At 70.7% G+C, this 25,702-nt stretch carries 26 protein-coding genes; 9 read left to right on the plus strand and 17 right to left on the minus strand.

Going from position 1 to position 25,702, the window contains the following annotated elements:
- Together ACFY10_RS05845 and ACFY10_RS05850 are read right to left on the minus strand one after the other, a co-directional pair.
- Nucleotides 1–1,305, minus strand: a complete 1,305-nt coding sequence (locus ACFY10_RS05845; protein ID WP_390663782.1) for a DUF2254 domain-containing protein — start codon at nucleotides 1,303–1,305, stop codon at nucleotides 1–3.
- A gap of 122 nt (nucleotides 1,306–1,427) precedes the next feature.
- Complete coding sequence (locus ACFY10_RS05850; RefSeq protein ID WP_390663783.1) at nucleotides 1,428–1,706, minus strand: hypothetical protein; 279 nt, start codon at nucleotides 1,704–1,706, stop codon at nucleotides 1,428–1,430.
- 197 nt (nucleotides 1,707–1,903) lie between these two features.
- Between ACFY10_RS05850 and ACFY10_RS05855 the strand changes: the two genes are divergently transcribed.
- Nucleotides 1,904–2,317, plus strand: coding sequence for an SHOCT domain-containing protein (locus tag ACFY10_RS05855; protein WP_390663784.1), 414 nt, complete (start codon nucleotides 1,904–1,906; stop codon nucleotides 2,315–2,317).
- 94 nt (nucleotides 2,318–2,411) lie between these two features.
- On the opposite strand, the gene ACFY10_RS05860 is transcribed toward ACFY10_RS05855, so the two are convergent.
- Both ACFY10_RS05860 and ACFY10_RS05865 read right to left on the minus strand, forming a co-directional pair.
- On the minus strand, nucleotides 2,412–2,609 hold the full coding sequence (locus tag ACFY10_RS05860) for a hypothetical protein (RefSeq protein ID WP_390663785.1): 198 nt from the start codon (nucleotides 2,607–2,609) through the stop codon (nucleotides 2,412–2,414).
- 117 nt (nucleotides 2,610–2,726) lie between these two features.
- The gene (locus tag ACFY10_RS05865; protein WP_390663786.1) at nucleotides 2,727–5,417 is read right to left on the minus strand and encodes a LuxR C-terminal-related transcriptional regulator; all 2,691 of its coding nucleotides are present in this window, start codon (nucleotides 5,415–5,417) and stop codon (nucleotides 2,727–2,729) included.
- 212 nt (nucleotides 5,418–5,629) lie between these two features.
- Between ACFY10_RS05865 and ACFY10_RS05870 the strand changes: the two genes are divergently transcribed.
- The 4 genes from ACFY10_RS05870 to ACFY10_RS05885 are packed head-to-tail and all read left to right on the plus strand — an operon-like array spanning nucleotide 5,630 to nucleotide 9,226.
- The gene (locus tag ACFY10_RS05870; protein ID WP_390663787.1) at nucleotides 5,630–7,987 is read left to right on the plus strand and encodes an arylsulfatase; all 2,358 of its coding nucleotides are present in this window, start codon (nucleotides 5,630–5,632) and stop codon (nucleotides 7,985–7,987) included.
- A gap of 40 nt (nucleotides 7,988–8,027) precedes the next feature.
- On the plus strand, nucleotides 8,028–8,450 hold the full coding sequence (locus ACFY10_RS05875; protein ID WP_390663788.1) for an SHOCT domain-containing protein: 423 nt from the start codon (nucleotides 8,028–8,030) through the stop codon (nucleotides 8,448–8,450).
- 25 nt (nucleotides 8,451–8,475) lie between these two features.
- On the plus strand, nucleotides 8,476–8,895 hold the full coding sequence (locus ACFY10_RS05880) for a DUF6325 family protein (protein ID WP_390663789.1): 420 nt from the start codon (nucleotides 8,476–8,478) through the stop codon (nucleotides 8,893–8,895).
- A 37-nt stretch (nucleotides 8,896–8,932) separates the two neighbouring features.
- Nucleotides 8,933–9,226: an SHOCT domain-containing protein gene (locus ACFY10_RS05885; RefSeq protein ID WP_390663790.1), complete on the plus strand. Its 294-nt coding sequence runs from the start codon at nucleotides 8,933–8,935 to the stop codon at nucleotides 9,224–9,226.
- Between the two features lie 5 nt (nucleotides 9,227–9,231).
- Here ACFY10_RS05885 and ACFY10_RS05890 read toward each other — a convergent pair whose 3' ends face one another.
- From ACFY10_RS05890 to ACFY10_RS05905, 4 genes are read right to left on the minus strand one after another with little or no spacing between them, the layout of a single operon-like run.
- Complete coding sequence (locus ACFY10_RS05890; protein WP_390663791.1) at nucleotides 9,232–10,074, minus strand: YhjD/YihY/BrkB family envelope integrity protein; 843 nt, start codon at nucleotides 10,072–10,074, stop codon at nucleotides 9,232–9,234.
- A gap of 31 nt (nucleotides 10,075–10,105) precedes the next feature.
- Entirely contained in the window at nucleotides 10,106–11,425 is a 1,320-nt protein-coding gene (locus ACFY10_RS05895; protein WP_390663792.1) for a diacylglycerol/lipid kinase family protein, read from the minus strand.
- Between the two features lie 25 nt (nucleotides 11,426–11,450).
- On the minus strand, nucleotides 11,451–12,725 hold the full coding sequence (locus ACFY10_RS05900; RefSeq protein WP_390663793.1) for a cation:proton antiporter: 1,275 nt from the start codon (nucleotides 12,723–12,725) through the stop codon (nucleotides 11,451–11,453).
- A gap of 29 nt (nucleotides 12,726–12,754) precedes the next feature.
- The gene (locus tag ACFY10_RS05905; RefSeq protein WP_390663794.1) at nucleotides 12,755–13,612 is read right to left on the minus strand and encodes a formylglycine-generating enzyme family protein; all 858 of its coding nucleotides are present in this window, start codon (nucleotides 13,610–13,612) and stop codon (nucleotides 12,755–12,757) included.
- Nucleotides 13,613–13,814: 202 nt separating this feature from the next.
- On the opposite strand from ACFY10_RS05905, the gene ACFY10_RS05910 reads away from it, so the two are divergent.
- Nucleotides 13,815–15,038: a hypothetical protein gene (locus tag ACFY10_RS05910; protein ID WP_390663795.1), complete on the plus strand. Its 1,224-nt coding sequence runs from the start codon at nucleotides 13,815–13,817 to the stop codon at nucleotides 15,036–15,038.
- A 4-nt stretch (nucleotides 15,039–15,042) separates the two neighbouring features.
- Here ACFY10_RS05910 and ACFY10_RS05915 read toward each other — a convergent pair whose 3' ends face one another.
- The 5 genes from ACFY10_RS05915 to ACFY10_RS05935 all read right to left on the minus strand — a co-directional run bounded on the left by ACFY10_RS05915 (nucleotide 15,043) and on the right by ACFY10_RS05935 (nucleotide 20,446).
- Complete coding sequence (locus ACFY10_RS05915) at nucleotides 15,043–16,761, minus strand: LCP family protein (RefSeq protein ID WP_390663796.1); 1,719 nt, start codon at nucleotides 16,759–16,761, stop codon at nucleotides 15,043–15,045.
- A gap of 111 nt (nucleotides 16,762–16,872) precedes the next feature.
- Nucleotides 16,873–17,079, minus strand: coding sequence for a Sec-independent protein translocase subunit TatA (tatA, locus tag ACFY10_RS05920; RefSeq protein ID WP_275773052.1), 207 nt, complete (start codon nucleotides 17,077–17,079; stop codon nucleotides 16,873–16,875).
- A gap of 32 nt (nucleotides 17,080–17,111) precedes the next feature.
- Nucleotides 17,112–19,751, minus strand: coding sequence for a magnesium-translocating P-type ATPase (gene mgtA / locus ACFY10_RS05925; protein ID WP_390663797.1), 2,640 nt, complete (start codon nucleotides 19,749–19,751; stop codon nucleotides 17,112–17,114).
- Nucleotides 19,744–20,106, minus strand: a complete 363-nt coding sequence (locus tag ACFY10_RS05930) for an ArsR/SmtB family transcription factor (protein ID WP_390663798.1) — start codon at nucleotides 20,104–20,106, stop codon at nucleotides 19,744–19,746. Before ACFY10_RS05930 ends, mgtA begins: the two co-directional genes overlap by 8 nt.
- A 61-nt stretch (nucleotides 20,107–20,167) precedes the next feature.
- The gene (locus tag ACFY10_RS05935; protein ID WP_390663799.1) at nucleotides 20,168–20,446 is read right to left on the minus strand and encodes a hypothetical protein; all 279 of its coding nucleotides are present in this window, start codon (nucleotides 20,444–20,446) and stop codon (nucleotides 20,168–20,170) included.
- A gap of 182 nt (nucleotides 20,447–20,628) precedes the next feature.
- On the opposite strand from ACFY10_RS05935, the gene ACFY10_RS05940 reads away from it, so the two are divergent.
- Nucleotides 20,629–21,588 carry a D-2-hydroxyacid dehydrogenase family protein gene (locus ACFY10_RS05940; protein ID WP_390663800.1) on the plus strand — a complete coding sequence of 320 codons (960 nt, stop codon included), beginning with the start codon at nucleotides 20,629–20,631 and terminating at the stop codon, nucleotides 21,586–21,588.
- A gap of 25 nt (nucleotides 21,589–21,613) precedes the next feature.
- Here the strand turns inward: ACFY10_RS05940 and ACFY10_RS05945 are convergent, their stop codons facing one another.
- The 4 genes from ACFY10_RS05945 to ACFY10_RS05960 form a co-directional block, all read right to left on the minus strand.
- Nucleotides 21,614–22,486 carry a tyrosinase family protein gene (locus ACFY10_RS05945; protein ID WP_390663801.1) on the minus strand — a complete coding sequence of 291 codons (873 nt, stop codon included), beginning with the start codon at nucleotides 22,484–22,486 and terminating at the stop codon, nucleotides 21,614–21,616.
- The gene (locus ACFY10_RS05950; RefSeq protein ID WP_390663802.1) at nucleotides 22,470–22,937 is read right to left on the minus strand and encodes a tyrosinase family oxidase copper chaperone; all 468 of its coding nucleotides are present in this window, start codon (nucleotides 22,935–22,937) and stop codon (nucleotides 22,470–22,472) included. Before ACFY10_RS05950 ends, ACFY10_RS05945 begins: the two co-directional genes overlap by 17 nt.
- Nucleotides 22,938–23,096: 159 nt before the next feature.
- On the minus strand, nucleotides 23,097–23,576 hold the full coding sequence (locus ACFY10_RS05955; RefSeq protein ID WP_390663803.1) for a hypothetical protein: 480 nt from the start codon (nucleotides 23,574–23,576) through the stop codon (nucleotides 23,097–23,099).
- 52 nt (nucleotides 23,577–23,628) lie between these two features.
- Entirely contained in the window at nucleotides 23,629–24,363 is a 735-nt protein-coding gene (locus ACFY10_RS05960; protein WP_390663804.1) for a beta-glucanase, read from the minus strand.
- A 278-nt stretch (nucleotides 24,364–24,641) separates the two neighbouring features.
- Between ACFY10_RS05960 and ACFY10_RS05965 the strand changes: the two genes are divergently transcribed.
- Nucleotides 24,642–25,037, plus strand: coding sequence for a hypothetical protein (locus ACFY10_RS05965; protein WP_390663805.1), 396 nt, complete (start codon nucleotides 24,642–24,644; stop codon nucleotides 25,035–25,037).
- A gap of 307 nt (nucleotides 25,038–25,344) precedes the next feature.
- Nucleotides 25,345–25,665 (plus strand): hypothetical protein, encoded by a 321-nt coding sequence (locus ACFY10_RS05970; protein ID WP_390664141.1) that lies wholly within the window; start codon nucleotides 25,345–25,347, stop codon nucleotides 25,663–25,665.
- Nucleotides 25,666–25,702: the final 37 nt, after the last annotated feature.

Raw genomic sequence — 25,702 nt, forward strand, 5'->3', positions numbered from 1 at the left:
TCACGGGGCCGTCGGCCCGCCGAGTCCCTGCCGGTCGGCCCCCTCCGCCACCGCCGTGAGCAGCGGATCCCGGAAGGAGTGGGCGAGGCGGTCCACCAGGGCGACGCGTTCGGCCAGGGGGGCTCGCCGGTGGTCCGGGGCCGCTTCGGCCACGGTGTCGAGCAGCACCCGTAGACGTCGTACGACCTGCAAGGACGTCGCCCCGTAGTGCAGGATCTCGTCCAGTGCCAGGCTCACAAGACCTGGCCACACGGGCGCGGAGCGGCGCAGGCGGGGTGTCCCCCGGTCGTCCGTCACCAGGGCCACGCCGAGCGGGCGGGTGACGAGCCGCAGCAGGGTCTCCTCGATCTGGTCCAGTGCCTGGACGGCGGTCGTGGGGTCGTTGACGGCCGGTGAGAGTGCGCGGATCGCGATGTCCACCAGGAGCCGGAGGCCGTACGACGGATCCTGGCCGAGGGAGCGGACCCGGTCCACGTGTACGCAGGACGCCAGGAGGCGCAGCCGGCCGCCATGTGGTTCACGCGCCTCCGCCGGGCCGTGCACATACCCCAGGACCGAGCCGGCGCCGACGTAGTCCCCGGGACCGACCCCGAGTGCGACACGCGCGTCCCAGCCCGTCGCGATCCGTACCAGCCGCCGCTCGTCGACGCCCTGGACGACGCCGGGCCGCCCGGTGTGGACCAACGGAACACCCGTCCCGGATGCCCAGGCCTCTGCCGCGCCGGCGGCCGCTGCGGTGCCGTTCAGCGGGAGAGCGGCGTCAATCGACGCGGGCATGAGTTCGCCCACCGCCCGGGCGAGGCCGCCCCCGGTCACGAACTGCCGGAGCCTGGTGAGACTCCGCAACAGAACGGCCGTGTCGACGACCACGAGGGCGACAGCCAGGGTCACCGACAGCCGCGGAGTCTCGTCGGGCCGGATCTGGGCCAGCACGACCAGCGCGTAGACCGCGGTCCCGGTCACGAGCCCCACGACGGCCACAGACCGGCGGAAATGGCCGATGACGCCGATCAGCCGGGGCGACATGCTCTGCACGGTCTGGATGACCAGGGTGACCGCGGTGATGACGAACCCGGACAGGGTGATCATCCCGCCAGCGATGGCCGCGAGGGTCGTCGAGGCCGTCGCCGGGTCGTAGGTCAACCCGACCTTCGGCAGGGAGTCCTCCCAGTGCGGCAGTCCCAGGCCGAGCACGACCGCTGCCACCATCGTCGCCGTCGCCAGGGCCGGGCTCAGCAAGCCGACCAGGCGCCTGAAGCGGGGCGTGGCGACGGGACCTCGCGTGTGCCACGGCTCTGCCTCCACGCGATCACCGTAAGAGCCCGGGGGCATTCGCGCGCGTCATGTCACGCGAGGGAACCGAGGGCTGCACGGCGCTCGCCCCACTTCCGTTGTCACCCCTGACGGGTGATGCGGGGGGGCGTACGTCAACGGCAGTGCCGCATGATCCAGTGTGCGCCGTGATCCGCCGCGAGGTAGCGGTGCCGCAGCCGCTCCGGAAGGTTCCACGGCTCGTCCAGCCGGATGGCTCCGGGACGGTGGCCGTGCCGGCCGCCGGCTTCGGTCGCCCTGGCCAGTTCCTCGGCACATTCGTGGAGTCGCTCGAGCGATCGCTCGTCGGCGGCGTTCAGCTGGTCGTACGCGGCTTCTACGGCCGCCAGGGCGTCCGCGAGGTTCGCGGTCCCGGGAACGAGTTCCGTCGCCATGGCTGTTCCTCCTGGTCACACGCCGACCGCGGGGTGCGCGGGTCGTCCATGCCTGCGCTGTGAGAATGCGGCGACCGGGTCGTCCGTGAGGCCACCCGTAGCGGGTGATCCGCTGCACTCCGTGCCGGTGGACCGTGGTGCCGTCAGCACCACGCCGCTGTGGCCATCGGACGGCGGACCGGAAACCGGAGGGCATCATGTCCGACTACCCCCTGCTCAACGCGTTCCTCACGATGATGTGGTTCTTCCTGTGGATCATGTGGTTCATGCTCCTGTTCAGGGTCATCACCGACATCTTCAGCGACGACGCCCTCAGCGGCTGGGGCAAGGCGGGCTGGACACTCTCCGTCTGTGTCCTGCCCTTCCTGGGCGTCCTCGTCTATCTGATCGTCCGGGGCCGGAGCATGGGCGAGCGGGCCATGCGGCAGGCACAGGCCCGGGACCAGGCCTTCCGCGCGTACGTACGGGATGCGGCCACCGAGGCCCCGACGACCGGGACGGCCGGGACGAACAAGGCGGACGAACTGGCCAAGCTCGCCGGCCTGCACGACCACGGCGACATCAGCGACGCCGAGTACGAGAAGGCCAAGGCCAAGGTCCTCGCCGGGTGAACGAATCCGGTCGGGTCGGCACGGCGCCCGAAAATGTCCCTGTCGGTTCTCACCGACAGGGACATCGCATGTGGACACCGCGCCATGTGCCGCATCACTCGGGAAGACGTCGCATCTCCACCACGTGCAGTCCCAGCGACTGGAAGCGTGTCAGCAGGCCGTACAGCTGCGCCTCATCGGTGACCTGGCCGAACAGGACGGTCTGCCCGGCCATGACGATGCTCTCCAGCTCCGGGAACGCCCCGGTCATCGTCCGGGACATCTCCCCGTCGACGCGGATCTCGTATCGCATGAGCGCGCTTCTCTCGCAGTCGTACGACAGCTCTGCCCCCGATTCCATGCTGGGACCCCCGGACGGTGCGCGGCATCACCCGCCTCAGGTGACCGGGCCTTCCCGCAAGCGGCCTTCCTACAGGAGGTGCAGCTCCCGGGCGTGACGCACCGCTTCGCCCCGCCGCCTCACGGCGAGCTTGCGGTAGACGTTCTTCAGATGCGTCTTGACGGTGTTGACCGACAGATGGAGATCGGCGGCGATCTCCTCCGTCGACATCGTCTGCGCCAGCCGTTCCAGCACCTCGTGCTCACGCTCGCTCAGTGGCTCGGCCATGATGCCGGGGCCGGGCTCGTGCGCGTGCTGCGTCGGAGGGTGTCCCACCAGTACGGGGGGCAGCCAGTCGTGACCCCGCGTCAGCTCCGGCCGGTGGCGCACCAGACGGTGCAGCCATGGTCCGGCCTCGACGAACGGGCGCCTGAGCTCTTCGGGCCGGGCCGTGGACAAGGCTCGTGCGGTCAGCCGCTGTGCCGCGAAGCCGTCGCCCAGCGCATCGGCGGCCTGCGCCCGTGCCAGCAGCATCCTGACCGTGACGGCGGGTCCCTCGCCGTGTCCCACCGGGAACGCGTCGAGCAGACGCTGCGCCTCGTGCTCGCTGCCCACGGCGAGCCGGGCGCGGGCCGCGGCCACCACGCTCTCCGGCCCGGCGGCCCCGTCCTCCTCAAGGATCTCCGCGGCGGCTTCGGGGCGGCCTTCCCACAGGTGTGCGTTGGCCCTCGCCAGGGCGGTCCGGTCGCGCACCCACGGCGAGGGCTCGACGGGGGCCGGCGGTTTCTCCAGCTCGTCGAGGACGCGCAGTGCCGCGCGCGAATGGCCCTTGGCGAGCAGCAGGCGCGAGCGCAGGAGCGTCACTTCGGCCCGCACGATGGGGTCGTGCGGGGCCACGGACGATGCGAACACCTGCTCGAGATGGGCATGTGCGGTGCCGAGTTCGTCACGGTCGAGGGCGACGGATGCCAGCACAAGCTCGGCGACGCCAGTGCGGGCCGCCGGGGGCAGACCGCCCCGCTCCGCCTCGGCGACCGCTTCCCGGGCGTGCCGTTCGGCACGGTCGGGCCAGCCGCGCAGGAAGTCGATCAGAGCCAAACGGCTGAGGCACTCGTGCCGCGGAACCGCGGTGTCCGGACCGTCGCCCAGTTGCGCCGCGGCGGACAGCGTCGACCGGGCGGCGTCGAAGCGCCCTGCCCACAGCTGGGCCGATCCCAGGTCGGTGAGGGTCAGTGCGCGCAGTTCGGGATGCGGTTCCAGACGCTCGGCGGGGATGGCTCGCTCCGCCGCCGCCACGTCCTGCGCGGCGTCCTCGGCCAGGTCGGCCGAGCCGATCATCCGGGCGGCGAGCACCCGCAGCAGTGCGCAGCTCAGCCGCCGGGCCGCGGACGGAGACCCGCCGTCGTGCAGGTTGTCCTGGGCGCGGCGAAGGTGTTCGAGCCCGCGGTCGACATCGTGGCGGGTCAGATGACGGGCGGTGCGTACGAGATCCGCGGCGGGCCCTGGAGTGTCCGCGGGCATCGTGGAGAAGAGCCGGTCCAGGCGTTCGGCGTCCAGGCCGGTGAGCAGCCGGCCGATGGCCAGCTCCTCCACGAACTGGTTCGCCGTGTGCTCCCAGTCCCCCGCGTCCGCGGCGTGCGGCAGGGCCTCGGCGAACAGTCCCGCTTCGCTGAGCCACCGTGCGGCCCTCCGGTGCAGCTCGGGCTCGAGCCCCGGGCACCGGACCCGTAGATGGACCCGGAGGATCTCGGCGAACAGGGGGTGAAGCCGGTACCACGAGTGACCGATGGACTCGACGAACGCGTTCGCGCGCTGCAGCCCGGCCAGGATCGGCTCCGCATCGTCGCGGCCCGTGAGGGCGTTGGCCAGGTCGGGATGGATCTGTTCGAGGATGCTGCTGCGCAGCATCAGGTCCTGTGTCCGGCCCGGCTGGGTGTCGAGCACCTCGGCGAGCAGGAAGTCGGCGAGCGTGCTGCGACCCGCTTCGAAGTCCTTCAGGAAGACGTCCGGGTCCTCGGCCTGCTGCGCCGCCAGAATGCAGAGCCGGAGCCCGGCGGCCCAGCCCCCGGTCCACTCGGTCAGGGCCCGGGCGCCCTGCTCCGACAGACGCATGCCGTGCCGGCTGAGCAGCTCGGCCGTCTCCTGGGGCAGGAATGCCAGGTCGGCGCCGCGGATGTCGACGACCTGGCCGGCGGCGCGGTAGCGGTGCAGCGGCAGCAGCGGTTCCGTACGGCTGATGACGACCAGGCGCAGTCCGTCGCCCACGTGACGGAGCACGAACTGAAGCTCGTCGGCGACCTCCGTCGAGCCGGCGACGCGGTCGAACTCGTCGAGCACCAGCACGACGGGCTCGCTCTGCTCACTGAGATGAGCGGCGAGCCGGGCGAGCAGCGAGTGGTCCACCTCGCCGGGGCGGGCCGGGCTGCCGACGGCGTCCGGTGGGCCGAACCCGTGGCGGCGCAGGGCCTCCAGTACGTAGGTCCAGAAGACGCCGGGGCCGTTGTCCTCGTCCTCCACCGTCAGCCATGCGACCCGGCTCGACGCCCCGCCCGTGGCGATCCAGTCGGCCACCAGCAGCGTCTTGCCCGCTCCCGCGGGTCCGTTGACGAGGGTCAGGGGCACGTTCCCGCCCGGAGCCAGACGCGCGACGAGCCGCGGTCTGCGTACGAACGTGCTCGGGGGAACCGGCACGCTGAACCGTGCCGCCAGAAGGGGATCACCGTTCGGTGTCAGCCGTTCGGCAGCAGCGTCCCGGTGTCCGCCGGAACTCGGACGGGGCATGGCACACACGACAACACCGCAGCTCGCAGTCCGGAAGAACTGCCTTCCTTTTGATCCTCACCCGTCAACCGGAAGGCCGCAACGCAGGCTGTTCTTCACCCGGGGCGGGTGAGGCGCCGGGACGCGCTGCCGCGCACTGTGGGGGCAGGGAAGCGGGCCCCACCGGGACGACGGTGGCCCTGCCGGGGCGACCTGGAAAGAAGGCGCGGCTCATGTCCGAGATCCACCGCCAGATCCTGCCGATCCCCGATGTGCACCGCCTGGGGCCGATCACGTACGACGCCAAGGATCCGGACACCTCGTTCCCGCCCATCCAGCCGCTGATGCCGCCCGAGCAGGCGCCCAACGTGATGCTGATCATGCTCGATGACGTCGGTTTCGGCGCCCCGAGCACCTTCGGCGGCCCCTGCGAGACCCCGGTCTTCGACCGCCTGGCGCAGCACGGTCTGCGCTACACCCGCTTCCACACGACCGCCCTGTGCTCCCCGAGCCGTGCGGCCCTGCTGTCCGGCCGCAACCACCACTCCGTGGGCATGGGCGGCGTCACCGAGATCGCCACGTCGGCCCCCGGCTACAACTCGATGCGCCCCAACACCAAGGCGCCGCTCGCCGAGATCCTCAAGCTCAACGGCTACTCCACGGCCCAGTTCGGCAAGTGCCACGAGGTCCCGGTGTGGCAGACCAGCCCGGCCGGCCCCTTCGACGCCTGGCCCACGGGCGGCGGCGGCTTCGAGTACTTCTACGGCTTCATCGGCGGCGAGACCAACCAGTACGAGCCCGCGCTGTACGAGGGCACGTCGCCCATCGACCCGCCGAAGACCCCCGAGGAGGGCTACCACCTCACCGAGGATCTGACGGACCGTGCCATCGCCTGGGTGCGCCGGCAGAAGACGCTGATGCCGGACCGCCCGTTCTTCTGCTACTTCTCACCGGGCGCCACGCACGCCCCCCACCATGTGCCCGCCGAGTGGTCCGACCGCTACCGCGGCCGCTTCGACCTGGGCTGGGACGCCATCCGGGAGGAGATCCTCACCCGGCAGAAGGCACTCGGAGTCGTACCGCGGAACGCGGAGTTGACGAAGCGTCACGCGGAGATCCCCGCCTGGGAGGAGATCCCGGCACAGTTCCGTCCCGTGCTGGCACGGCAGATGGAGGTCTACGCCGGCTTCCTCACCCACACCGACCACCACATCGGCAGGCTCGTCGCGGCCCTGGAGGAGCTGGGGATCCTCGACGACACGCTGATGTACGTGATCACCGGTGACAACGGCGCCTCCGCCGAGGGCGGCCTGCGCGGCAGCTTCAACGAGCTGCTCGCCTTCAACGGCATGGCCCAGATCGAGACCCCGGAGTTCATGGCCTCCCGCATCGACAAGTTCGGCACCCCGGAGGCGTACAACCACTACGCGGTCGGCTGGGCGCACGCCATGGACACTCCGTACCAGTGGACCAAGCAGGTCGCCTCGCACTGGGGCGGCACCCGCAACGGCACCATCCTCCACTGGCCGGGCAAGCTCCGCGTCGGCGGCGAGGTGCGCAGCCAGTTCTGCCACCTGATCGACGTCGCCCCGACCGTCCTCGAAGCGGCCGGGATCCCCGAGCCGACCACGGTCAACGGCGTGCTGCAGTCGCCGATGGAGGGCGTCTCGATGCTCTACAGCTTCGAGGACGCCGACGCGCCCGAGCGGCACGACCAGCAGTACTTCGAGATGTTCGGCAACCGCGGCATCTACCACAAGGGCTGGTCCGCGGTCACCAAGCACCGCACGCCATGGGTCGTCGTAGGGGAACAGGTGGCGTTCGACGACGACGTCTGGGAGCTCTACGACGGCTCCACCGACCCCTCCCAGGCCCACGACCTGGCGGCCGAAATGCCGGACAAGCTCCACGAGTTGCAGCGGCTGTGGCTGATCGAGGCCGTCCGCTACAACGTCCTGCCGATGGACGACCGGACCGCCGAGCGGTTCAACGCCGAGATCGCGGGACGGCCCGAACTCATCAGGTCCGACCACCAGTTGCTGTACGGCGGCATGGGCCGGCTGACCGAGAGCAGCCTGGTCAACGTCAAGAACAAGTCGTTCGCCGTCACCGCCGAGATCGACTCCGCCGACGGCCCCGTCGAGGGCGTCATCCTCGCCCAGGGCGGCAGCTTCGGCGGCTGGAGCCTCTACACCAGGCACGGCCGCGCGAAGTTCGCGTACAACCTCTGCGCCCTGGAGATCGCCCAGGTCGAGGCCGAGCGGCCGCTGCCCTCCGGCGAACACCAGGTGCGCATGGAGTTCGCCTACGACGGCGGCGGCCTCGGCAAGGGCGGCACCGTCTCGCTGTACTACGACGGCGACAACGTGGGCGAGGGCCGGGTCGAGCACACGCTGCCGTTCCTCTTCTCCGCAGACGAGACGGCCGACGTGGGCGTGGACACCGGCACTCCGGTCGCCCCCGACTATGTGAGCCCCGACGGCGCGTTCACCGGTGACATCCACTGGGTGCAGGTCGACACGGGACCCAACGACGCGGACCACTTCATCCGGCCCGAGGACCGGATCCGTATCGCCATGGGACGTCAGTGACCCTCACTGCCCCTGTGGCGTCGCACCAAGGAGAAAGATCATGGACTACCCACTGCTGAACGCGTTCCTGACCATCATGTGGGTCGCCCTCTGGGTCATGTGGTTCATGCTGCTCTTCCGCATCTTCGGCGACATCTTCCGGGACGACTCGATGAGCGGCTGGGGCAAGGCCGGATGGTCGGTCTTCTGTGTCGTCCTGCCGTTCCTCGGCTGCTTCGTGTACCTCATCGCCCGCGGCAGGGGCATGGGCGAACGCGAGGCCCGCAGGGCCCGCGAGAGCGAACAGCAATTCCGTGACTACGTGCGGGAGGCCGCCGGTACGGGGCAGGGCGCCGCCGCTACGGGCCAGGGCGCGGCCACCGGTCACGTCGCCGAGTTGTCGAAGCTCGCCGGCCTGCACGACCACGGCGACATCACCGACGCCGAGTACGAGCGCGCCAAGGAGAAGGTGCTCGCCGGCTGACGGTGTGTGAGGAAGGGGAGCTGTCATGGACGTGGGACCTGTCGAGTACGTCGTCGTCGCCTTTCCGGGCAACCGCTTCCGGGGCGAGATCGCACCGGAGCTGAGGGCTCTCGTGGCGAGCGGCACGGTGCGGATCCTCGACCTGACCTTCGTCAAGAAGGACGCGGACGGTGTCGTCTCCTACGTCGAGCTCGATGCCCTCGACCCCACGGAGGCCTCCGTGTTCGACGACATCGAGGGAGATGTCGGCGGGCTGTTCAGCCAGGAGGACCTCGAGCTGATCGCCGAGGAACTCGTGCCGGACTCGTCGGCGGCCATTCTCCTGTGGGAGGACACCTGGGCAGCGGGGATGGCCGGCGCCGTCCGCCGGGCCGGCGGCAGGCTCGTCGCCCATGAGCGCATCCCCGCCGAAGTGGTGGAGCGGGCGTACCAGAACGCCGCCTGAAGGGACGCACTCCGATCGGAAAGGGAAGGTGAGGGCCATGCTGGGTCGTCGCCCCTTGGCGCGTCGCGGACGTCCCGGTGTCGTCGGCGTGGCCGCCCGCACGGCGGTGGCCGCCGGTACCGCGAGCGCGGTCTCCGGCCGGGTCGCCCGGCACCAGGCCGAGCGCGCCGCCGCACAGGAGACCGCGCAGGAGCCGTCGGGCCCGTCGGCCTCTTCGGGGCTGACGGACGAGGAGATCAGCAATCTGGAGCGGCTTGGCAAACTCCACGATCAGGGCGTGCTGTCGGACGAGGAGTTCGCCGTCCAGAAGGACCGCATCCTGAGGGGCTGACGAAGCTACGGCTCCTCGTCGGCCGTCGGGGTGCCCAGCCACCGCGGGAACGGCCCTGAGACCGCGGTGACCTGGCCGAGCGCGACTCCGGCGACGATCACGCAGCAGCCCGTGATCAGCCAGGAGAGCGCGGTGAAGACGTAGCCGAGGGAGCCGAACTGGGCGATGCTCCGCTTCATGGTCGCGGGCATGAACAGGCCCGACAGATAGACGAACACCACCATGCCGACGCCCGTCAGAACGGCTCCCGGGAGCAGCGGCAGCCAGCCGATGCGCGCCCCGAGCAGCAGGTGCTGCGTCCACCACCACAGCAGTACGGCGGTCACCACCGAGAGCAGCACACCGAGCAGGGGGCCGCCGCCGAAGCCGTGGCGCAGCGGAGCCTGGAGCAGCACCGCGGCCAGCCAGCCCAGCAGCCACGCCAGCCACCGCCAGGCGGCCATGCGTGCGCCGGCCTTGGGCAGTTCCCAGCAGCGTTCGCAGACACTCTGCAGCGCCCGGCTCAGCGCGGTCGCCGAAAGGAGCGTGACGACGACGCCGACCGCTCCGTACGCTTCCTTCGTCGCGCCCTGGGCGGCGAGCGTGTTCTCGATGTCGTCGACCGGCGCGTCCTTCCCGAGCATGGCCTGGACGGAGTTGGTCAGCAGGTCCTTGACGGGCTTCGGCGCGAACGCGGCCATGACGATGAGCAGCGGCAGCGCGGCGAGGAAGGTCTGGGCCGCCAGTCGCGCGCTGGCGTCCATCCAGTTCACACTGATCAGTCTGCCGAGCATCCGCCCGATCACCGGGGTCCGCCGGGGCATCTCCTTCGCCGTCCTGGCCCACTGCCCGAGCTGCTTGCGCTTCACAGTCCGTTCCTCGTGTCGACAGAGCCCTGCCTCAGCCGTGCGCCAGAGCCAGATCGCGCAGCCGCCGCCAGTCCAGGCGCGCACGGGACCGGGGTACGCCCGGGCGGCGTCGTGGGACGCGTACACGCAGAGCCTGGGGATTGATCACGCAGCGAACGGGGGTGGGGAAGGAGAGCGCCTCGCCGTCCACGCCGACCTCCACCTCGGGCTCATCGGCATCGACGACGATTTCGTGTGCGGTCGCGACGGTGAGCCCGGACGAGCGTCTGCCACGGAGCAGTTCGGCCGCCTGGACCGCGTTGTCGACCTTGATGCCCAGCACTCCGAGAACACCGGTGTCCAGCCGCTCCCGGTGTCCGAGGCCCGCCGGGTCGTCCGTGCTGTACGGGTTGTTGCTGACGAGCACGGCCTGCGGGGAGTCGATGCTCACCCCCGCGCCGTGAACCATCAGGCGGGAGCCGAGGTGATGGGTCAGGACGTCCGGCAGCATGCGAAGGATGGTGTGCAGCTTGTCGTCGCGGTAGGCGGGGCTCTGCACCACTTCCGCGTAGGCACCGAAGGACACGTTGTTGACGAAGGTCCGCTCGCCGATGCGGCCGAGGTCGATACGGAGTTCGACACCGTCGGTGAGCGCGTCCAGGCAGGTGGACGGGTCCTCGCGGTCGAGTCCGAGATCGAGGGCGAAGTGGTTCCGTGTCCCGGCCGAGATCACCATGAAGGGGATGTCGTGTTCCGCCGCCACACTGACGACGAGAGCCTGTGTGCCGTCACCGCCGGCGACGCCGAGGAGATCCGCGCCGTTCGCCAGGGCGTTGCGGGCGAGTTCGGCGACATCCTGAGGGTGGGCAGGGTCGAGCAACGCGACCTGGGCGCCCAGGGCTTCGGCCTTCTCCTTCAGCCCGAACCTGCCGACCTTCCCGCCGCCCGAGCGTGGATTCATGATGAGGTACGGGCGCTCGGGCGGCGGAGTGCGGTGTTCGACCGGAGCGGCCGGTCGGCGGTCCTCGGCGAGCGCGGCCCAGCCCTCGAAACACACCACGGCCCACAACAGCAGCAGGACGATCACCAGCCAGAACAGGCCGACGGCGACGAAGAGCGCGATCACCGCCGCCTGTACGGCCACCGCGAGCGCGGCCGCGAGCACCCTGACCGGGCCCCTGCGGCTGAGGGCCCACCACAGCCCGGCCGCGCTCACGCCGAACCCGGCCAGCGTGACCGCGGCCAGCCCCAGGCTCTTCAGACCCGCGACCACGAGTGGCAGAACCAGTGCGGCGACGGCCGCGGCGATCGCCAGCCGGGCCGCCCACCGTTGCGTCGCACTGCTGTGATGCCTGCCGACGTCGCCGCCCATGATTCCTCCGTAGCTCGTCCGAGTACTACCGCGCGGTGGCCGAGGGCCCGGCGGCTTCCTCTTCGGGTGCCCCCTCCCGCAGCTGTGGCCGCGCGGCCGCCGCCTTTTTGTGCCAGGCGCCGTATCGCTCCGCGAGCACGACGGCCGACAGCCCGTGCAGCAGGATGCTCAGCGCGACGGTGACCGCGATCACCCGGCCGAGGAGCTGGTCCCCCGGGACGTGTTCCTCCACCACGAGCAGCCCGAAGACGACGGAGGCGAGCCCGCGCGGCCCGAACCATCCGATGTAGGCGACGGTGGGCAGGGCCAGGCGGCTGCCGGCCAGGGAGAGGGCGACGGGCAGCATCCGGACCACGGTCAGGCTCAGTACGGCGTACGTGAGGATCCGCCAGTCGAGGTGCTCCAGCGCCGGACCGAGCAGGACGGCGCCGAACACCAGGAAGCTCAACGACGCGAGCAGTTCCGCGAGTTGCTCGGCGAGGTCGGCGGTGTGCCGCCCGCCGGCCGGTGCTCCCGCGGCCTCCGCCTCCCTGGTCCGCTGCTGGGAGGCACCGAAGGCGAAGCCTGCCACCCAGGCCGCGATGAACCCGCTCCCGTCGACGACGACGGCCAGTGTGTACGAGCCCGCGGCCACGGCCAGGACGAACATCTGCCGCCAGTCACGGCTGCTCCAGCCCCTCTCGCGCGACCAGCGCAGCAGCCATCCGCCGACCCCTCCGACGGCCAGCCCCAGAGCGGTGCTGACCACGAGCGCACGCCAGAAGACCCCGGCAACTCCCTCCTCCGAGGCGTGTGTTCCGGGCAGGGCCGCCAGGAAGAGCACGAAGAAGGGCAGCGCCATACCGTCGTTGAGGCCGCTCTCGACGTTCAGACCGCTGCGTACGAGCGGGGGGACACGCGGGCTGGAGACGGCGGTCTTGCCCAGGGCCGCGTCGGTCGGGGCCAGGATCGTCCCGGCCAGCGCCAGCTCCCACGCGGTCAGCCCGGGCAGCAAGGGCCACGCGAGGAGCCAGCCGGCCCCGATGGTCAACGGCAGCCCGATCCCCAGCAGCCGGCCGGGGAGGAATCCGCCGACGCGCAGATCGCGTCGGCGTACGGTCATCGCGTCGGTCACCAGGACCAGGGTCAGGGCGGCTTCGACCAGGGTGAGCACCGATCCCGAGTCATGGGTCAGATCGAGGAGGTCGAGCCCGACCGGACCGATGGCCACCCCGAAGCCGGCGAACACCATCGGCCCCGACACGACGGTCGTGGACAGTCGCCGCGAAAAGAGCGCGTATCCCGCCGTGACGGCTGCCACGGCAGCCCCGGTCCACGCACCGCCACCGCTCACCGCGACCCCGCCGGCGTGTCGTCCCGGGCGCAGCGGAAGCCCTGGTTGCCGGTGCTGCTGTCGGGGGTGCTGGAGCTGCGGGCGGCGACGCGGTAGCGGCGGCAGTAGGAGGCGTGGCACAGGTAGGACCCGCCGCGGATCACCCGCTGCACTCCGAACGACGGGCCGAGCGGACCGTTCTGCGGGCTGCGCGCGTAGTAGGCGGGCGAGTACCAGTCCGCGCACCACTCCCAGACGTTGCCGCACATGTTGTGCAGGCCGTAGCCGTTCGGGGGGTACGTGGTGACGGGCGCCGTGCCGTACCAGCCGTCCGCGACGGTGTTGTGGTCGGGAAAGGTGCCCTGCCACACGTTCATCCGGTGCTCACCGCCGGGCTCCAGTTCGTCGCCCCAGGGGAACACCGCCTGTTCGAGGCCGCCGCGGGCCGCGTGCTCCCACTCGGCCTCGGTCGGCAGCCGCTTCCCGGCCCAGGCGGCGTAGGCCGTGGCGTCGTTCCACGAGACGTGGACGACCGGGTGTCCGGCCCGGTCGCGTACGTCGGATCCGGGGCCCTCGGGGTGACGCCAGCACGCCCCGTACGCCTGCCGCCACCACGGGGCCTCGGCGACCGCCCGGGTGTCGGGAAAGTCGTCCGGAAGAAGCCCGGCGAAGACGAACGACCAGCCGTAACGTTCGGCGTCCGTGACGTGTCCGGTCGCGTCGGCGAACTCCTGGAACTCCGCGTTGGTGACGGCACAGCGGTCGATCCAGAAGGGGCCGAGCCGAACCGGATGGACGGGGCCCTCCCCGTCCCCGGGCACGACCCAGTCGTCTTCGGCACCCATCAGGAACAGGCCGCCGGGCAAGTGCACCATGCCGTTTTCTGGCATTGAGTACCAATCGGGATCGAACGTGCCAACTTCCACATGATCAGACCCTGATACGTCCGCACCCGGCATCGACACGGGGCACTCCGGATGGCGCACCCCAGGATGCCGTACCTGCGGTGATCGGGACGAATGGGTACCAACGGCAGCCACGACAAGGCCGCACCCCAGTCCTGAGTCTGGAGGACGGATGACCAACCGGATCGTGCGGAAGGTGGCCTCGGCGGTTCTGATCGTCCTCGCGTGCATCCTGGTGCCCGTGTCGGTACTGACCGTGTGGGTGCACGACATCGCCCTCGACACGGACCGTTACGTCGCCACGGTCAAACCGCTCGCCTCCGATCCCGCGATCGAGGAGGCCGCGCACAACCGCATCGTCCAGGCCGTCGACGTACGGGTCGACGGCAAGCGGGCCACCGCCGAGCTCGCGGCGTGGCTGCAGTCGCAGGGCCTGCCGCCGACGGCGGCCCAGGCGGTGCGGGGGCTGGCCCCCCAGCTGGACGCGGCCGTGACGGGCGCCGCGGACAAGGTTGCGACGCGCTTCGTCCAGAGCGACCGGTTCGAGAAGGTGTGGACGTCGGCCAACCGGGACGCACATGCAGCCGTCGTGCACGCCCTGACCGGAAAGGGACGCGGGGCGCTCGGCGTCGACGAAGGCACCGTGACCCTGAACGTCGGCACCGCGGTCGACCGGGTCAGGCAGGAGCTCGTCGATGCCGGTGTGACACCGGCGTCGCACATCCCGGACGTCGACAAGCAGATGGTTCTCTTCAAGTCCGACCAGCTCAAGCGCGCACAGGGTGCCGCGCACGCCCTCGACGTCATCGGCACCTGGCTGCCGGTGCTGACGGTGCTCCTCGCAGCGGCAGGCGTACTCCTCGCACACCGGCGCAGACGCGCCCTGATGAAGACCGCGCTGGGTGCCGCCGCGGCGGCCCTGATCGTCGCCATCGGCCTTGTCGTCGCCCGCCGCTACTACCTGGACCATCTGCCCCCGCAGGTGCAGTCGGAAGCGGCCGCGGCGGCGGTCTTCGACCATCTCCTGCACTTCCTGCGGGTCACGCTGCGCACCGTGATCGTGCTCGGGGTGGTCGTCGCTCTCGGCGCCTACTTCGTCGGGCCCGGCCGAGGCGCGCGCGCCGTGCGGGGCACCTCCGAGCGCACCGCCGACTCCGTGGCCCGCTGGGCGGACACCCACGACATCAGAACCGGCCGGGTGGGGACGTGGACGGCGGACAACCGGCGATGGCTCACGATCGGCGTCCTGCTGGTACTGGCCCTGCTGTTCGCGCTGTGGAACCACCCCACGGTGCTGACGGTGCTGCTCCTGGTGCTCATCTTCCTTGCGGTACTGGCACTGATCGCACTGGTGGCGGCCACCGGCCGCAGGACACGGGCGGCAGGGACCGCCTGAGCCGCTACGGCGCCGAGTCCTGCTTCCCGCTCGCCGCCGCATACGCCTGAGCCGGCGTCATCGGCACCCCGTTGATCTGCACCGTCTTGTAGGGGCTGACCTTCGCGCAGGTCTTGGCCTTGTCGGCGGTCTGGGCATGGGCGTCGGCGACCGCGGCGTGCGTGTCGGCGGGGGCGGCCGACGAACTGCCCGAGGAGCCGTACGCCGTGCCGCTCGGCCAGTCGCTGCCGATGACGAGGACCACGCCGCTGCTGCTGCCCTGGGTGAGGTGCGAGGCGGGCAGTCCGAGGGCGGAGGCCGCCGTCCGGGCCTCGGCCTTCTGTCCGGGGCCGTAGGTGATCGTCGTCCTCGACGCCTGCTCGGGAGCGTTGCCCGAGGTGGTGTTCGAACTGAAACCCTTGGCGATCAGCGCCTGGGCGACCACCGAGGCGCGTCCGCCGGTGGTGGTGCCGTTCTCGACCTGTACGGCGACCTCGGAGGCCGGCACGGTGGCCGCCGCCGACGCGGACGGGGACGCCGAGGACGTCTTCTTCTTGCCGCTGCTCGAGGTCAGGGACTGGTCGTTCGCAATGGTCTGGAACAGCGACTTCGCGGCGGCCGCGGGCACGACACGGTTGGCGTTGGTCGGGTCGGCCCCGGTCTGCATCGTGGTGAACGTCATCCGCTTGGACGGGACCTTGTTCAGGTCGGTCGCCAGGTCCACGAGTTTGCTGACGCTGCCCAGGCCGGTGTCCACAGTCAGCGCCTTGGTGGCCGCGTCCGCCAGCGAGTAGACCTTGGCCGGGTTCGCCAGCGTGCCCGCGCTCTTGAACTGGCGGATCATGGCGCCGAGGAAGAGATGCTGGGAGACGGTACGGCCCAGGTCGCTGCCGTCGCCGAAGCCGTGCCGGGAGCGGACGAACTCGAGTGCCGCCTCGCCCTTGAGGGTGTGCGTGCCCTTGGCGAGCTTCAGGTGGGAGTAGGTGTCGTAGACGTTGTCGCTGACGCACACCGACACGCCGCCCACCGCGTCGGACATCTTCACGACGCCGGAGAAGTCGAGCATCACGAAGTGGTCGATGGTGATGCCGGTGAGCTGGTGAATGGTTTTGACCTGGCAGGCCGCGCCGTACTGCAGTGCGCTGTTGATCTGCCCGTAGTAGCCGGACGTCGCCTGGCTGCTGTCCGGGTCCTTGCAGGCGGGAACCCTGGTCATGGTGTCGCGCGGGACGCTCATCACGGTGGCGTTGGAGCGGTCGGCGGAGACGTGCACCACCATCTCCACGTCCGCGTTGTGGCCGACGGTCGCACTCGCCGAGCCGCAGCCGCCGCCGAGCTTGCAGTCGGCCTTGTTGTTCCGGCCGTCCGAGCCGATCACCAGGATGTTGATCGGGGTCCGCCCGAAGGAGTCGGCCTTCTCCTTGCCGCCGGCGCCGTCGTCGATCGCGACGCTCTTGATGTTGCCGTTCAGGTGCTCGTACAGCCAGGCACCTGCTCCGGCGGTGACCAGGATCAGCGCCGACACCGTGAACAGGGCTATGCGGGCGATCCGTTTGCGCCGCGCGACGGGCTTGGCCCGGCGGCCCGAGCCGCGCCCCCGGGAGCGCGCCGCCTGCCGGGCGGCCGCCCGGCCTCCGTACGGCGGGCTGTGCGGTTCGTCCTCGGACTCACGCTGGCGGGGAACATGTGCCGAGCGATCGCGTGTGGCCGAATGGCCACGGGTTCCGCCCCAGGGGTCGCTCAACTCCCACTCCCTACGCTGTGGCCGACGCCAACCGCCGGCGCCACGGCGCACCCCTCGGGTTGGTTGATTGCGCAATATAGCAAGCGTTTACGAGTTCGCAGGTGGGCTGCGTCACACCTCGCGGACGGTGCTGTCCTCGGACACCGGACGGGCCGACACGGCACCGTCGTCCTTCATGGCCTTCGCCTCGCTCTTGAGGATGCGCATGGACTTGCCCAGTCCGCGGGCGGCCTCCGGGAGCTTCTTCGAGCCGAACAGCAAGATGATGACGATCGCCAGGACCAGCAGGTGCCAGGGTTCCAGTCCGTTGCGGAGCATCCCGCCCACCCCTTCTCACTTCTCCATGGTTGCTACGTTGCGCAACTGTACAACCAAGGGACTCTCCTGACAGCCATCAGGCCGACGGTGTACAGGGCGAGGACCGCAGCCAGCAGAAGGTAGTAGAGGAGCGGCAGCGCGGTCAGGCCGAGCAGCGAGCCGAGCGGGGAGACCGGCAGCAGCAGTCCTACGGCGGCCAGCGCGCCCGCCGCCCAGCCGATCGGCCCGGGCCCGCGCCCCGCCGCACGGCGCCCGGCGCGCAGGAGCACCATCACCAGGGCCTGGGTGAGCAGGTTCTCGGTGAACCAGCCGGAGTGGAACACCGCCTGGTCGTCCAGCCCCTCGGGCCCGTGCAGGGCGAGTTCCAGCACGCCGAAGGTGGCCAGGTCGGCGACCGCGTTGAGGACGCCGAAGCCGATGATGAAGCGCAGCAGGTCGCGCGGGCGCAGCACCGTCGGGCGCCGCAGCACCGACGGATGCGGCCGGTCGTGCGCGAAGGCGAGCTGCGCGGCGTCGAAGCACAGGTTCTGCGCCAGCACCTGGGCCGGGAGCATCGGCAGGAACGGCAGCAGGAGGCCGGCGGAGAGCATCGCGAGGACGTTGCCGAGGTTCGAGGAGAGGGTGATGCGCAGATAGGTGACGATGTTGCCGCCCGAGTACCGTCCGGCCGCGATGCTGTGGTCGATCGCGGTGAGGTCCTTGTCGGCCAGGACCACGTCGGCGCTCTCCCGGGCGACGGCCACGGCGTCGCGCGGTGCGATGCCGACGTCGGCGGCGCGCAGGGCGGGCAGGTCGTTGACCCCGTCGCCGAGATAGCCGACGGTGTGCCCGCCGGTCCGCAGGGCCGCGGCGAAGCGCGCCTTGTGCTCGGGGGTGCAGCGGGCGAGGACGACGGTGCGGGCGGCGACCTGGACGAGTTCGCCGTCGGTGAGTCCGTCGATGCCGTCGGCGGTGAGGACACCGTCCGGCGGTACGGCGACGCCCAGGTCGCGGCAGGCGCGGACAGCGGTGCCCGGGTGGTCGCCGGTGAGGATCTTGACGGTGACACCCCGGTCGGCGAGGACCTTCAGCGCTTCGGCGGCGGTGGGGGCGAGCGCGTCCTTGAAGGTGACGAAGCCCCGGAAGTCCAGGCCGCGTTCGTCGGCGGCCGTGTACTCGCGCGTCCGCACGGGGCGGGCGGCTGTGGCGACGGCCAGCACCCGCAGCCCTTCGTCCGCCTGCCGCGCCGCGATCGAGAGCAGTTCCCCGCGCTCCGTGTCCTCCAGGGAACACCGCTCCAGGACGGCCTCAGCGGCTCCCTTGACGACCAGCGTGTGCGTGCCCAGCCGGCCCGGCGTGCGGACGACGGCGGTCGCAAGGCGCCGCAGCGGATCGAACGGAAGGGCCGCCACCCCGTCGTACGCCATGACGTCGTCCTCGTCGGCCGCGTCCAGGACCGCGTCGTCGAGGGCGTCCGGGGCGGGCAGGTCGGCGAGTTGCAGGGTCCACCAGGCGTTCACCGCGGCCCAGCGCAGCACCTCGGGGTCGTCCCGGCCGTCCGGGCCGAGGGCGCGGTGGAGGACCGGCCGGTCCTGGGTGAGCGTGCCGGTCTTGTCGAGGCACAGCACGTCGACGGCGCCGAGGTCGTGCAGCGCGGGCAGCCGCTTGACGATCACCCCGTGGGCCCGGGCCAGCAGCGAGGCGCCGCGCGCGAGGCACATGGTGACGATGACCGGCAGCATCTCCGGCGTCAGCCCGACCGCCACCGCGACGGCGAACGGCAGCGTCTCCAGACCGCGGTCGCGCAGGGCCGCGTTGGCCATGAGAACCAGTGGCGGGGTCAGCAGCATGAACCGGATGAGGATCCAGGAGATGCCGTGCACGGACCGGTCGAAGGCGCTGGCCTCCGGCCGGGCATCGGTACGGCCGTGCGCCGCGGCGAACCGGGTCCGCGCGCCGGTCGCCACGACGACCGCGGTGGCACTGCCGGACGCGACGCTGCTGCCCTGGAAGCAGAGCTCGGGCCGGCCGAACGGACCGCCGCCCGCCCCGCCCGCCCCGTCGGCGGCGTCCTTGGCCGCGGGGGCCGACTCGCCCGTGAGCGCGGCCTGGTGCACGGTCAGGCCCTGCGCACGCAGCAGCCGTACGTCCGCGGGGACCAGGTCGCCGGGGCCGAGCCGGATCACGTCACCCGGCACCAGCTCGTCCACCGGAATCTCCCGGGCGTCCGGCGGCAGGTCCTCCCCGGTGCGGCGCAGGACGGTGGCCGTGGTGGCGACCAGGCCGCGCAGTGCGGCCATGGACCGGTCGGCCCGGTGCTCCCCGGACGCACGCAGCACACAGCTCACGGCGACCAGCAGGAGGATCACACAGGCGGTGCCCCAGGAGGCGACGGCCGCCGACACCAGCCCGAGGCACAGCAGTACGGCGGTGAACGGATCCCGCAGACTGCGCAGCAGCACCCTCGGCCAGGAGGCTTCCCGGTGCGTCGGCAGAGTGTTGGCGCCGAAGCGGACCTGCCGCTCCTCGGCCTGTGCCTCCGTCAGACCGCGCGGCCCGCTGTCCAGGCGCCGCAGCGTCTGCAGCAGGGTCGCCGGTTCGGGTCCCGGACCCGCATGGCCGTCCGGTACCGGTCTTCCCGCGGAAACCAGTGCCCCGGGGTCCGGTTCCGAGGCCGCGGTGGTGTCAGCCACCGGCCCCGCGCAGCGCGTGCACGGACGCGGACGCCCCGTCGGCACGCGCGGCCAGCTGCCCCACCATCACGCGGACCACGGTCACGACGTCGGGATCGTCGACGAAGTAGATCTGCCGCCGCCCCTCCCGCCGGGACCGCACGAGCCCCGCGAGCTTCAGCTTCGCCAGATGCTGGCTGACCGCGGGCAGGGCCCCGCCCACCCGGTCCGCGAGGTGGGTGACATCGCTCTCGCCCTGGGCCAGCGCCCACACGAGGTGCAGCCGGGCCGAGGAGGCCAGCAGTCCGAAGGCAGCAGCCGCCTCCGCCAGCACCTCGGCAGACGGATCCTCGAAGCCCCCGATGTCTGCCGCCACAGTCCTCTCCCGTCCCACCCTGGTCGCCGCGCCACGCCGCACCGCGCCACGCCGGTCCAGTCTAGGTGTCCGGCTGTGCCCGGACCTCCGTCTCGCCGCCCGCCGGCGCCCCGTCGTCCGGCTCGGGCCGGCCGCGGGCCGCCATCAGGAACCAGGCGACGTCGCCGACCGCCGTCCCGGCGGCCACGGCCCCGGCGATCAGCCCGGCCGTGATCAGCCCCTGTCCGACGTAGGGCCGCCCGGCGAAAGCGCCCACACCGAATCCGAGGAACAGAAACACGGCCGCGGCAGCGGCCGGCACACCGGTGACGAGCATCGCCCGCACGCACACGAACCGCATGTATCTCCCCCGATGGATGGACGCCCGCGGCATGGAGTGGCGAGTGTAATGGTTCTCGGCTTGCGCAATCCTTAAAGGCTTATTTGATCTACGCCGTACTCGAGTGGCCGTCGGATCCCGTCATACGCGACCATTGCTGATCACGCCATGTCACCCGACCGCGCCGACGAAAGGGACCCGCCGTGCGGCTGCGCTGCGCTGTGCTCGACGACTTCCAGCAGGTGGCGACGGAGCTCGCCGACTGGTCACCCGTGGCCGACCGGGTGGAGACCGTCAGCTTCCGCGAACACTTCGGCACCGAGGCCGAGCTCGCCGAGGCCCTCTCCGGCTTCGACATCGTCGTCACCCTGCGCGAGCGCGTTCCCTTCCCGGCCTCACTGCTCGCCCGCCTGCCCCGGCTGAAGCTGCTCGTCGCCTCCGGCATGCGCAACAGCGTCATCGACTACGCCGCCGCCGAGGCGCACGGCGTCACCGTGTGCGGCACGGCGAGCACCTCGACACCGCCGGTCGAACTGACCTGGGCCCTCCTCCTCGGCCTCGCCCGCGGCATCGTCGAGGAGAGCAACTCCCTGCGTTCCGGCGGCCCTTGGCAGCAGACGGTGGGCGCCGACCTGCACGGCCGCCGCCTCGGACTGCTCGGCCTCGGCAAGATCGGCAGCCGGGTCGCCCGGGTCGGCACCGCCTTCGGCATGCACGTCAGCGCCTGGAGCCAGAACCTCACCAAGGAGTACGCCGACGAGGTGGGCGTCGAACTCGCCGCCTCCAAGGAGGAGTTGCTGTCGAGCAGCGACTACGTCTCCGTCCACCTGGCCCTCGGCGACCGCACCCGCGGCCTGCTCGGCCCCGCCGAATTCGCCCTCCTCAAGCCCACCGCCTACCTGATCAACACCTCCCGCGCCGCGATCGTCGACCAGGACGCCCTGCTCGCCGCCCTGCACGAGGGCCGTATCGCCGGCGCGGGCATCGACGTCTTCGACATCGAGCCCCTCCCCGCCGGCCACCCGATGCGCACGGCTCCCCGCCTGCTCGCCACACCCCACCTCGGCTATGTGTCGAGGGCGAACTACGAGACGTACTACAGGGAGGCGGTCGAGGACATCCGGGCGTACCTGGACGGTGCGCCGGTACGGCGGCTGAGCTGAAACGAGCGGCCGAACCGAGCAGCGGTCAGGCGTACCGATAGATCCGGCTCACGTCCTCCATCTCGTCCGGCGTCACGCCCCACGGCGGCATCCGCTCGTACCGGGCGACGATCCGCCCGCGCTGCTCGCTGTCGGGGCCGGGCGGGTAGGCCGGCAGATAGCCCGTGCCCCGCTGCTCGTGCCGTTGCTGCCAGCGGGTCCACTGCAGGTCGACGAATGCGTGGTGGAGCCAGAACACGGGGTCGTTGACGGAGGCGCCGCCGACCATGGCACCGCCGACCCAGCGGTGGACGAGGTTGTGATTGTGCAGGGCGGCGGGGTCCTCCCCGGTCCCCCACCCCTCCAGCTTGTTGCGGAATCCCTCCTCGCAGGTGGAGTCCCAGGGCGAGGTGTCGTAGACCGGGTCGTCGAGCGCCGTCTCGAGGTCCTCCTCCGTCGGCAGCTCGATGGGGTCGCGGGCGCGGCCGAGGTCCCGGGTGAGGAACACGGCGTCGATGATGCCCTCTCTGATGGGCCAGTAGCCCTGCACATAGGCGAACGGCCCGGTGACGACCTGGCGGTCGAAGCTGCGCCCGTTGCCGCCGAGGAGGTCGTCGGTCCAGGGCACGGACATCGTCGAACGGTCCCGCGTCCAGTCCCAGTACGGCACCGTCACCGACGGGTCGACCCGCTGCAGCGCCCACTCCAGGTCCAGCAGGAAGCGGCGGTGCCAGGGCAGGAAGGACGGCCCCATGTGGGCCGAACGCAGGCCCCTCTCACCGTCGGAGGCGTAGTACGCGATGTGCATCCGCACGAACTCGTCGTACTCTCCCCGCCATTTGATCTGGAGCAGCGCGTTGACGAACCGCCGCCGCTCGTCGGGCGTCAGCGTGCTCACGTCCTTACGCACGTACGTCATGGTCTTCCCCCATGTGCATGGGGGCCCCGCCGAGCGGGCCCGGGGCCAGGTCGCGCAGCCCCTGCCCGGGGCCGAGTTCGTCGACGGCCGCCCGGGTCGCCTCCAGCGAGGTCCGGTACGAGCTGTAGTGGTTGACCATGCTCAGCCAGGTGCCGTCGGAGCGGCGCATCAGATGCAGCGGGTGACCGTCCACTGTGACCTGCCACGCGTGGCCGCCGGCGCGGGTTCCGGCGGCGCTGAGCGGAGCGCCCCGGATGCGACGGCCGCGATAGACCTCGTCGAAGGCCGATTCCGCCGCGCCCCCGGAGCCGACCGCACGCCGCGGGACGCGCGAGGCGGCGAGGACGGGCGCGAGCGCGAGAGCGGCGATGGAGACGAGCAGCCGGCGCCTTATCGCCTGCCCCGGCCGCTGCTCCCCACCCATCGGTACTCCGCCGGTACTGACGACCATGGCTCGCTCCCTCGCACACCCGACACCGGTACGGCCATACGATGCTGCGCGCACCCGGGGCGCCGACGGAACCAATAGGTCATTTCGTCCAAAAATCCCACTAACGGGTCAGGGTCGGCATGCCGACGACGCTGATGTGCAGCCGGAACCGCGCGAGGTTCACCCGACCGTCGTTGTCGCGGCCAGCACCTTGCCCAGCGCGGTCACCACGCCGGTGACGGCCGGGGCGATCTTGTCGGCATCGCCGGAGGCGACGGCCGCGAGCAGGGTGTCGACCGCCTTCTTCAGAGCGGTGAGCGCGTCACCCTTGAGGTCCTTGGTCGCCACCGGGGCGACCTTGGCGATGGCGTCCTTCACGGCGTCGCCGAGCTTCTGCGCCTCGGCGACGGACAGTTGGCCGCTGTCGGCCTTCAGTACCGCGTTGAGCAGTTTGGCGACCGGAGTGAGCACACCGCCGAGATCGCCGAGGCTCTTGACCTGGGCGAGCAGTTCGTCCGCACCGGGGACGGGTGCACGGGACGACGCATGGGTGCGCTCTCTTGCGGACTCGGCCGCGACGGCGGCCGGAGCGGCGATGCCGACCAGAAGGGCGGCGCAGAGAACGGTGGACGCGATACGCCGTGCGGGCAGTGCGCGCATGAGGGTTCCTTTCGATGTGCGTCGGATGCGTTCACCCCCGTTGGGCGAACACTCAGCGGTAGACGCGAAGGTGGTCGACGGCGAACGTGATGGGGCCCGGGCCGGAGGGGGCCGGGTGGTACTGGCCGGCGCTCAGCGAAAGATTCAGGATCAGGTACGCCGACCAGTCGGCGCCCACTCCGGTGCCGTCACGGAAGACCTGTTCGCCGTTGACGTACCAGTCGACGGAGTGCTCGCCGTAGCAGTTGCCGATGGTCACCCACTCGTTCGGGGCGATCGCGTCGGCATCGGTGTGACAGGCGCAGGCGTCGTTGACGTGGTTGGACAGCTCCAGCAGGTTCGGGTTGTCGGGGTGGTACTCGAAGGAGTCGATTTCGTTCGCGCCGTCCTTCCAGGTCCACAGCGCCGGCCAAGCACCGGTCCCGGAGGGCAGTTTGACGCGGGTCTCGACGTAGTCCCCGGTCCGCACCTGGAAGCCCTCGGCGGAGTACTCGGTGGTGAGCAGTCCGGTGCGCCAGGCCTGCAGGCCGTTCTCCAGGGTGTGGCCGGCCGGGGTGGCGGTGAAGGTGGCCACACCTTCGAAGACGGTCACACAGCCGGGGCTGAGCCAGTCGAGCTTGTTGTCGTCCGGATTGTGGTTGCCGTAGCGGTAGGCGCTGGTTCTGTCGCCGACCCATTTGGCCCCCCAGGCGATGGGGGTGTTGAACTCCTCCGACCAGGTGAGCGACTTGCCGGTGGCGATGGCAGGGGACACGGTCGGCATGGGCTTGGCGCTGTCGGCGGTCATGGCGGTGAGGGTAGGGCCGCGGGGCTGCCGCCCCGGCCGACGTACCGGCTGCACCGCTGGAATTCCTCTTTCACACTACCCATCCGGTCGAAACCGCACCCACCATACGATCAATTGATTCACCGACCATGTGAATCCCTTTGACGACACCGTACGCAAAGCATTGTTCACCCCTCCGACTTTCATGCGTATGGAGTAACGCATCGCTTTTACGGAGGGCATGGACTGCTATGTTCTCCAGCCGTCGGATCAGAGGTAACTTTCAACCGAGGTGAATCATGAAGAAGGCAATTTTCACCACTGCGGCGTTGGCCATCGGCGCGGGCCTCGTGGGTGGGTCCGCCGTCGCGGCGTCGGCCGCCACCCCACCGGCCGTACCGGCCTCGTCGGGCGGTCTGCTCGGTCTCATGTCCCCGACCAAGGTGACTCCCGCGGTCGTGCCCGCGGCCGACGTCGTGTCGCGACTGGCCCGCAACGGCAAGCTCGCCAACGGCAGCGCCTTCGACAAGCAGAAGACGCCGGGCGTCTCGGGCGTATACCTGGACGGCATGGACCCGAACGCCTCCAAGAAGCCCACGATTCCGGTGAAGAACCCGGCCGGAAACGGCGTCGTTCAGGTCCACCCGCTGCAGGCTCCGACCTCCGCCGGACTGGGCAGCCTGCTCAGCAAGTGACGAGACGGAAACCGTAGGAGCCGGCCGTACCGGCGAAAGCCCCCACCCGAACCACTTGTCCGGCCCACCGGCCCTCTCCCTTCCGGTGGGCCGGACACATGTCGGCGTCCGTTTCTTTTTCGGATTGTCGTTCATTTACGCCACACGGATTCCGGACTGATTCCGGTCCAGCCCCCTGGAACGTGCGGCATTGCGCCATCCGACGGAATAAACCTTGTTTAGGCGCCAGTCCCGTGACTTATACGCGCATATCAAGGTTTCCTGGTATGCAAGCGTGCGCAACGGTGAATTGAGGAAGGAAACTGAGTTGCCCAGGAAGTTCGCGGTCATCACTGCCCTCACCCTCGGCGCTATGGTCAGCAGCGTCGGTTTTGCCTCGGCCAACGACAACACCACCACCGTGAAGGGCGGCAGCGGCTTTGCGGAGTCGCCGGTCGTCGTGAACGCCCCTCAGCAGGGTGTTCTGGTTGTCAACGGGACGCTCGTTGACGGTCGTTGCATCGCCCCGTGGTCCAACGGGTCCGTCCTCGGCGGCGTCGTGGCCCCGAATTCGCACTACGCGGCATGCAACACGGCGCAGGTCGACCAGTCACAGAACGCCCCCTACGCGGGTGGCCTGCTCTTCTGACCCCTGTCCCGAGTAACTCGGAGCAGGTGCAACACCC

The organism is Streptomyces sp. NPDC001401 (assembly GCF_042895385.1).
GTDB lineage: Bacteria > Actinomycetota > Actinomycetes > Streptomycetales > Streptomycetaceae > Streptomyces.